Origin of the sequence: Schnuerera sp. (assembly GCF_035459645.1) — a bacterium.
Lineage (GTDB): Bacteria > Bacillota > Clostridia > Tissierellales > Tepidimicrobiaceae > Schnuerera.
Map to the genome: position 1 here is coordinate 1 of NZ_DATHXO010000187.1, position 9035 is coordinate 9035.

The 9035-nt window shown below is 31.7% G+C and carries 10 protein-coding genes; 3 read left to right on the plus strand and 7 right to left on the minus strand.

The window, feature by feature from the left end:
* On the plus strand, nt 1-1085 hold a 1085-nt coding region (locus VK998_RS04485; protein ID WP_325225952.1), incomplete at its 5' end, for a cysteine desulfurase.
* Nucleotides 1075-1503, plus strand: coding sequence for a Fe-S cluster assembly sulfur transfer protein SufU (gene sufU / locus VK998_RS04490; RefSeq protein ID WP_325225954.1), 429 nt, complete (start codon nt 1075-1077; stop codon nt 1501-1503). The genes VK998_RS04485 and sufU, both read left to right, overlap by 11 nt.
* 398 nt (nt 1504-1901) lie before the next feature.
* Here sufU and VK998_RS04495 read toward each other — a convergent pair whose 3' ends face one another.
* The 7 genes from VK998_RS04495 to VK998_RS13000 all read right to left on the minus strand — a co-directional run bounded on the left by VK998_RS04495 (nt 1902) and on the right by VK998_RS13000 (nt 7612).
* Nucleotides 1902-2984, minus strand: a complete 1083-nt coding sequence (locus VK998_RS04495; RefSeq protein ID WP_325225957.1) for a phosphomevalonate kinase — start codon at nt 2982-2984, stop codon at nt 1902-1904.
* 16 nt (nt 2985-3000) lie between these two features.
* On the minus strand, nt 3001-3972 hold the full coding sequence (gene mvaD / locus VK998_RS04500) for a diphosphomevalonate decarboxylase (RefSeq protein ID WP_325225960.1): 972 nt from the start codon (nt 3970-3972) through the stop codon (nt 3001-3003).
* Complete coding sequence (gene mvk / locus VK998_RS04505) at nt 3969-4913, minus strand: mevalonate kinase (RefSeq protein WP_325225962.1); 945 nt, start codon at nt 4911-4913, stop codon at nt 3969-3971. The genes mvaD and mvk overlap by 4 nt, the downstream gene beginning before the upstream one ends.
* 23 nt (nt 4914-4936) lie before the next feature.
* Nucleotides 4937-6295 (minus strand): tripartite tricarboxylate transporter permease, encoded by a 1359-nt coding sequence (locus VK998_RS04510; protein WP_325225965.1) that lies wholly within the window; start codon nt 6293-6295, stop codon nt 4937-4939.
* Between the two features lie 15 nt (nt 6296-6310).
* Entirely contained in the window at nt 6311-6553 is a 243-nt protein-coding gene (locus VK998_RS04515; RefSeq protein ID WP_325225966.1) for a hypothetical protein, read from the minus strand.
* 56 nt (nt 6554-6609) lie between these two features.
* Entirely contained in the window at nt 6610-7437 is an 828-nt protein-coding gene (locus VK998_RS04520) for a deoxyribonuclease IV (protein ID WP_325225969.1), read from the minus strand.
* Nucleotides 7438-7519: 82 nt separating this feature from the next.
* Nucleotides 7520-7612: an SOS response-associated peptidase family protein gene (locus VK998_RS13000; protein WP_414713562.1), complete on the minus strand. Its 93-nt coding sequence runs from the start codon at nt 7610-7612 to the stop codon at nt 7520-7522.
* A 171-nt stretch (nt 7613-7783) separates the two neighbouring features.
* On the opposite strand from VK998_RS13000, the gene rodA reads away from it, so the two are divergent.
* Complete coding sequence (gene rodA, locus VK998_RS04525) at nt 7784-8890, plus strand: rod shape-determining protein RodA (protein WP_325225971.1); 1107 nt, start codon at nt 7784-7786, stop codon at nt 8888-8890.
* The last annotated feature ends 145 nt before the right edge of the window (nt 8891-9035 follow it).

Consider the following 9035-nt stretch of genomic DNA (forward strand, 5'->3'; position numbering starts at 1 on the left):
ATGGTAATCCTCATAGGGGAGCACATAAGCTAAGCATATCAGCAACAGAAGCCTATGATTTAGCTAAGGAAAAGGTTAAAAAATTTATAAATGCTAAATATATAAATGAAATCATCTTTACAAGAAATACTACCGAGTCATTAAATCTAATTGCCTATTCCTATGGAAAGAAATTTATCAATGAAGAAGATGAAATTGTATTATCTATATCAGAACACCATAGCAATATACTTCCATGGCAAAGAATAGCAAAAGAGAAAAAAGCAATATTAAAATATATGTATTTAGATGAAGAAAGTAGACTTACTTTAGATGAAATAAAAAATAAAATTACAACAAAAACAAAAATAGTAAGTATAGCTCATATGTCTAACGCCCTAGGGACTATCTATCCAATTGAAGAAATAATAAATTATGCCCATAAAATGGGAGCTGTAGTTGTAGTAGATGGAGCTCAAAGCACTCCCCATATGAAAATAGATGTTCAAAAAATCGATGCAGATTTTTTTGTTTTTTCTGCTCATAAAATGCTTGGTCCTATGGGAATTGGTGTATTATATGGGAAAAAAGAATTATTAGAAAAAATGCCTCCTTTTATGATGGGAGGAGATATGATAGAATACGTTTATGAACAAGAAGCTACCTTCGCTCCCCTACCTTACAAATTTGAAGCTGGAACCCAAAATGTAGAAGGGGCTGTAGGCCTTAAGGCAGCTATTGAATATTTAGAAAAAGTTGGAATAGACAAAATTGAAGCACATGAGAAAATACTAACAGAATATGCCCTAGATAAAATGCTAAGACTTCCCTATATAAATATACAAGGACCTAAGGATTTAAACATGAGAGGTGGAATAATATCCTTCACTATAGATAACATCCACCCTCATGATATAGCAACTATACTAGACTCCTATGGAATAGCAATTAGAGCAGGCCATCACTGTGCCCAACCCCTTATGAGGTATTTAGGCATCCCTGCTACTTCTAGAGTTAGCTTTTATATATATAATACAAAGGAAGATATAGATCAATTTATTGAAGGAATAAAAAACGTAAGGAAGTGGTTTGGCTATGGATCTTAATTCGATATATACTCAGCTTATTATGGAACATAATAGAAGTGGGCATAATAAAAAACATCTCCAAAATCCTGATATTACAGAAAAAGGTCATAATCCGAGTTGTGGAGATGATATTACTTTAGAATTAAAACTTAATGGAAATATAATAGAAGATGCTTCCTTTACTGGTGTAGGCTGTGCTATATCCCAGGCATCTACTTCTATAATGATAGATTTAATAAAGGATATTACCATAGAAGAAGCATTAAATCTAGTAGAAACTTTCATAGGAATGATAAAAAAAGAAGTAACTGATGAAGATGAATTAGAAATATTGGAAGACGCCATTGTCCTCCAAAATATTTCCAATATGCCTGCTAGGGTAAAATGTGCGGTATTAGCCTGGCATACATTGAAGGAAGCTATTTTGGTTTTATAATAATAGCACAAATTATATATGACGTGTCGTATCATTAGAGGCCAGACACATGGGTATGCCCCTACGCATAACCATGATATATGCTAGAACCACTGAGATGCCAAATATATTATGTGTCGTATGAAACCGGATGGACACACAGGTCCATCCCTACCCACAACCATGATATATTCCACATCGTAGGGGTTGACCTATGTGTCAACCCGATTATATGTCAACCCATTAATGCAAATAACATTACAAGCATAACCTTATTTTTAATTCTTAAGGTTTCAATTCACAATTTAAAATTCACAATTTGCGACGTTTACGTCGCATTTATATACAGATATACAATAAAATATAAATTTTCTCATTTCTGTTGCCGATACCATTTTAAAGCAAATTAAATTTCTCTACTATCTAGGTTTAAAACTTCTATCTCCATCATATACCTCCAATGGTAAATAAGTTATTCCTGCTTTTTTCCACTCATCTATCAATGGGAGCAAATACTTATCATTTTGAAAAACAGCGATACCACAATCTCCTCCACCAGCACCAGATGATTTGGCATAACCGTTGAATTTTAATGCTATATTACATAATTTCGTTAATAAAGGTGTTTCTATAACGATACCTAATTTATTACCCATATTAACTAGAAGTTGTCGATTGACCTGTATTTGTTTTTGTATTTCTTTAATATTATTTTCTTTAAAAGCAGTAATCATTTCATTTACACATTTTTTACTTTCATACAGAAATTCTTCATAAAATATATTATTTTCAGCTCGTTTATCATTAGCTTGAGCTACCAAATTAGAAGTACTAGCTGGAGTACCTGTCCAACCAATCACTAATTTTAATTTTTCTGGAGGTGTCAAGGGTTCAATGGAAAGACTTGGCCATGGTTTGTTTAATAATTGAGTAATTGTACTATCTTTAAGTTGTTCTAATACCCAATTTCTATCAAAGGTAGTGTAAGCAATCCAGCCCCCGTAAACACTGGCTGCAATGTCGCCACAGGAACCATTGCTATTTATAGCTAAATTAGCTAAGGCAGATAGTTTAAACAGCTCATTATCTGATACTCCAAGTTCATAATACTTAGATAAAGCCTTTACTGTAGCCACAATAATAGCAGCACTAGAACCCAATCCATATTTTTTTCCTTCATTGGTTTCTAATTGACTGACTACCTTTAAATGATAATAGTCTAATTCTTTACCTTGCTCTTTGGCATAGGTTTCAACCGTATTAATAGCAGATATTATATAAGAGAAACGATCATCAGTTTTATCTAAAATTAGTTTATCATTTTCCCTTGACCAGAATATGGATATATTACCATAAGAACTAATGCTCCCCCGTTCTAACGTTTCTTCTAATAAAACCAAAATTCCTCTATCAACTGCTACTAAAATTGCTGGATAACCTGGTTCAACTACCGCATATTCACCAGCAATAAATAATTTACCTGGTGCATAAGTTCTAATCATATTTGTACATCTCCTTCTAAAGAATAGTAACTCCTGGGCCTGGTCCAGTCACAATTATTTGTTTGCTTTCAAATATTTGTCTTAATCTTTCTCTTATTATATGACTTTCCGATAGCTTACAAAGTATTTTTACATTAGGTCCTGCATCCATAGTAAAATAACAGAGAATACCTTCTTCTCTTAATTCACGTACTATTTTCATTACTGTAACACTATCTGGTTGCCAGTAGGATAGTGGTGGATTTGCCCCTAGCATGGTAGCATGCATTTTTAGGCTATTCCTTTCAGCAATTAACCCTATTTGTTCAAAATCTCGTTTATTAATTGCAATTTTAATCTGCTTTAAGTCTTCTTCTGCGCTTTCCACCCAACTAGTATAAAAAGGTGAAGTTTCCATTGTCAGTTTCATCCCTTCACGACTAGAAATTAATTTTTCTTTTGCATTTACTATTACAACAACCATTCCAATATCCCATTTAGCGTCATCTATAGGAATAGCATGGGAATCTTTCTCAGATATTCCTTTTCTCCATTCTACAAAACCACCATAAATACTCCTTGTTGCACTACCAGAACCTTGTCTTGCATATATTGACAACTCCTTACTATCTAAGTTCAATCCACTAGCTACATTTGCAGCTGCTGCTAATGCAGCAAATCCTGAAGCAGATGAAGCTAGTCCAGCAGCAGTAGGTACATAATTAGTGCTTTTGACCACTGCTGACGACTTAACTCCTGCAGAATTACGGAACAAATCTAAAAAATCACTTATTTTTTTGGTGGCAGCTTCATCTTGGATATTGTCGTTCAAATAAAAATAATCCTTTTCAATTTCATCATTAAAATTTACCTCTGTTTCTGTATAAAAACAATCCAAAGTTAAGGAAAGACTACTATTCATTGGTAAAATCAACTCATCATTTCTCTTTCCCCAATATTTGATTAGAGCAATATTTGCATGAGCTCTTGCTTTTCCCTTAACTTTCACGCCAAATCAACTCCCATATTATATATCCAGGTATTTTTAGCTCCGCTATATAATAATTTATTAGAGATAAAATTTGCTTGATATTGAGTCTCAGCCAAAGCAATCATACATCCACCACGACCACCACCAGTTAATTTAGCACCTAAAGCCCCATTGTCTATTGCTACAGAAACTAAATAATTTAGTGTTTCATTACTGACATCTAATTTATCCAATAGAGTATGGGCTTTACTCATAGTTTTACCAAGAGATACTATATCATTTATTTTAATTGAAGTTTTTGCATTATCAGTTAAAATACCTAGTTGTTTTATTATATTTTCTCCTTCTTTAGGATTAAATTCTATTAATTTTTTAACGCTAGCAACAGCAGCTTGGGTTTGACCAAGCTCTCCAGTATCTGCAACTATTAAATATGCATCTAATTTAAAAGGAAATGGAATAAAAGGCTTCCCTTTTATATAGTAAAGTGGAGTTTCTCCTATAATAATTGCCGCATCTATACCACTTGGATTTCCATGGACTATTTTTTCAGATATATTTGACCATTTGAATAAATCTTCTCTGGTTAATGGTCGTTCATAAAAGTCATATAAAGCCCGAACTGTTGCAACGGCTACTGCAGCACTAGAGCCCATTCCTCGTTCTGGTGGAATAGAACTTTCGATTTTTATACTAATATCTTCCAGTTTCTCGCTAAAACTATTTACTATCTCCTTGATAATAGTAGTTAGACCTAATAACCTTTCTGGTACGTTAGATAACAAGCCTTTATAAAAATAACAATCTAATGTTACATGGCCTTTTTTTCTATTAATAATGGTTTTTATTTTTGTTTCTGGAAAAGGTATAGCCAATGCTGGATGTCCATATACAACAGCATGTTCACCAATCAAAATTATTTTACCTATAGCAGTTCCTATTGTAGTTTTGTTTTCCATACTGTACTCCTTCTTCATTAGTATTATAATAAAATAATCTTTTCTACTATCCAAGGGGCTGCATATAAAGTCATAAACTGTATTCCATAACTAACCCCTAATTTATTCAACGTTCCACAAGTAATACCTATTAGTAATACCCCAAAAATATTTATAAGCCCCGCATCCATATATGCTAATAAAAGAATAAATGAAATAAATAGACCTAAAATCGCTTCATGAGGTATTTTTCTTAGGACAAAAGCTGAAATTACGCCAGCAAATCTATTAGTAATATAATAAGTTATCGTTACTGCAATTACTGCACCAATTAATATGGCAACAATAAATTCCCATTTATCTAATATATGGTGTAAATTGTTTTCAACTGTAAAAATAGGGGGAGCATTAAACAACGCACCTCCTGGTCCAATGGCAGTTGGTGATAAAGGAAGACCTATAGCCATTAAAGGAATGATTATCCCTGAAAGATAAGTTGCTTGACCTAAAGCACTCATAGTCGTAATGGCTGTTGTCGCCTTACTTGTAGGATCTTTCATCCTGTTTGCAACTGCCTCTCCAAATAAAATAGTCAATCCTACAGGACTAAGTACGAATAAAAAGTTTACAATTAAAGCTGAAATAGATGCATTTTTTATTTCTTCTTTCGTTAGTATTTTAAAGGGATTTAGTGTTTTACTTCCTCTAGCCTCACTTGGTATTACTATTCTTTTCACATCTTCAACTACCATAAATTGTCGTTTGGTTTTATTCAAAAGTGTAAATAAAGAAACGATTAAAGGACCGATTGTAATACCAAGGAAGAAAGATGTTGTAATATTTACATCTCTTGGTACAATCCCTATTCCCCAGTACAAATGCCTTAATCCCATAAACAATAATGCCAATGGTACGATGCTAAGCAAAGATAGTATTTTGTTTTTACCAATTAAGGATAAAAAAATCGCTCCTAAGAAAAACAATAGCGGTGCAAAAATCTTTATTTTTTCTCCATAAGGAGCTAAAATATTTGCAAGGAATAAAGCAATAGGAATTGATATAACTGTCCCAATTAAAGAGCCTACTGCCATCTTCTTGATAACTATTGCTGACATTCCCTTTTCTTTCAAATACAAAGAATGTTCCAACATTGGGCTAGACATTACACCACCTGGTAATCCTACCAAAGCTGTTGGTATAGCATTGATTAAGTTCAACGTAACAATTGCTGCTATAAAAAAAGTCAACACAATTATAGGGGGTGTACCAGCTAATACTACCGTTAAAGTTATGGGCATAAGTACCGATGTTTCATCTGTCCCCGGAACAAAACCAATAATTGTATATATTAATACAGCACTCAAAGCTGCTAAAATCATTTGAATAATAAGTATTGTATTCATAGTTAATAGTTCCCCTTATTCATCTTTTGTATTTTCTTCTAGAATAATAATACGTTTTGGCTTAACTGATAAAGCTGATATAGAAAACCCTAAAACTGCTCCAATCAAACCAAAAAATAGCTGTTTTATTTGGCTATTAGATGGTGCTAAAAAATAAGCACCCATAGTTGTAATACCAGAAATAATTATAGACAGTACCAAAGATTTAATTTCAACTATATCTCCCCAAATCTCTACCATTTGTTTATCTTCCTTCATAATCATATCTCCTTCATAATAAATTAATGCTTGATAATAAGAAATATTACTTTTTCCTAATCTCTTAGTTCTCTCAATAACTCTATCTCTTTTTTATATCCTCCTAATTCATTAGGAGTTTCCAAATAAAAGGGTAAATCTTTTATACTAGAATGGTTTATAATATTTTTAATAGCTTCTAAACCTATAGTCCCTTCCCCTATTTTAGCATGTCTATCTTTTTTACTATCAAATTCCATCATACTATCGTTTAAATGAATAGCTTTCAACTTTTCTAATCCAACAATATCATCGAATTCTTCCAATACTCCATCTAAATCCTCTACAATATTATAACCCGCTGAGTAAATATGACAAGTATCTAAGCAAACTCCTACTAATTCATTATACTTTACTCCATCTATTATAGCTTTAATCTCTTCAAAATTACGACCTATTTCTGTACCTTTACCAGACATGGTTTCTAATAAAAGCATTGTAGTTTCATTTCCTTCTATTATTTCATTTAAGGCATCGATTATCCTCTGAACCCCATATTCTGACCCATTCCCTACATGATTCCCTGGATGAAAATTAAAATATGGTATGGAAATCTCGTTTAACCTTTCATAGTCTTCTTTTAATATTCCTTTAGCCATTCCATGTATTCTGTTTTTATGAGAGGCTAAATTTATAATATATGGAGCATGAGCTAATAAGGGACCAAAATTATTTTCTTCTAAAATTTTTTTCATTTCTTCTATATCATCCATATCCAATTCCTTTGAAGAAGAACCTCTTGGATTCCTACTAAAAAATTGAAAAACATTGGCCCCTACTTCTAAAGCCAACTCTGCTGCCTTCTTATAACCTTTAGCAATAGTTAAATGACATCCAATATACATTAAATCATCCTTTCTTCACCATTTATTACCTTTAATTTTTTATATTACTTTAAATAAATATTTAAAACAGTTTTAATTGTTGCTATCCTTTATCATCAGCCTTTATTATGAGAGGCATTCTTGAATGTATAACTTTCATGTTTTTATTTGATTCAGTAGTTATTATAACAAAAATTAACTGTTTATTTAAATTTTAATCTATGGTTATCATCAATTATACCCTATATATTTAGTTATAAATAGTTCAATATTTAACTTTACAAAGATTCAATAATTTTAAATTTTCTATGTCTTCCGTATAAAATATGATATAATTTATTTTAGTTCTAAAAAAGGAGTTTTGTTAATGTTTAATTTAAAAAGAAAATCTTTTAAAAATTTTGATTTTATATTGTTTATTACTGTTATCCTACTTTGTATTTTTGGTATAGTAATGATTAAATCAGCTACTTTAACATTTGAAACTAACCGTTATGTAAAAGTACAATCTATCTCAACAATCTTAGGTATTATGACCATTATCTTTTTAATTTTATTAGATTATCAATTCTTAGGAAAATTTTATATTCCTATATATATAGTATCAGTTTTACTATTAGTAGCTGTTGCATTTTTCGGAACAGGTGCCGACCAATGGGGAGCAGATTCTTGGTTAACTATTGGCGGGTTTACTTTCCAACCAGCGGAAATTTCAAAAGTTGGTATCATAATATTTTTAGCTAAATTTATTGATAAAAATAAAAATGAAATAAATAGACCATCAACCTTGCTAAAAATAATATTTTTGTCAGGTATACCCATTTTATTAATAGCAAAACAACCAGACTTAGGAACTGCCATAGTATTTGTGTTCTTCGTTATAGTCATGCTTTTTGCAGCAGGTTTAGATTGGAAATACATCGGTTATGCATTCCTAGCAGGAATTATAAGTCTTCCAATATTATGGTTTTCTCTTGAAGGTTATCAACGTGATAGGATATTTAACTTTTTAGATCCTGAAAGAGATACGTCTGGTACAGGTTACCAAGCCATACAATCAAGAATTGCAATAGGATCTGGAAAAGTATTTGGAAGGGGATTATTCCACGGAACTCAAACTCAATATAATTATCTTCCAGAAAAGCAAACGGACTTTATTTTCGCAGTAGTTGGTGAAGAACTTGGTCTAATAGGGGGATTGACTCTTATTCTTCTATATTTTATACTACTTCTAAGGCTTATAAAAATTGCTAAAAATAGTACAGATACTTTTGGTTCTTTAATGGTTACTGGATTTGCTGCCATGTTTTTAGTCCATATATGGGAAAATATTGGAATGACCATAGGTCTTATGCCTATAACTGGTATTCCTCTTCCTTTTTTAAGCTATGGTGGGACTTTCCAGTTAATCAATTTAGTCTGTATAGGAATTGCATTAAATGTCTCTGTTCATAAAGAAGGACTTAATTTTTAGCTGCATCATAGCAGCTATTTTTATTAAACAGTACCTTGCTTTATAAGGTAGCATAGTATATAATATAGCTAAATAAAATTAGAAGGGAATGCTTATGAATATCCAATTCAAAAAAGGAGTATTAGAATTATGTGTATTATCGCTA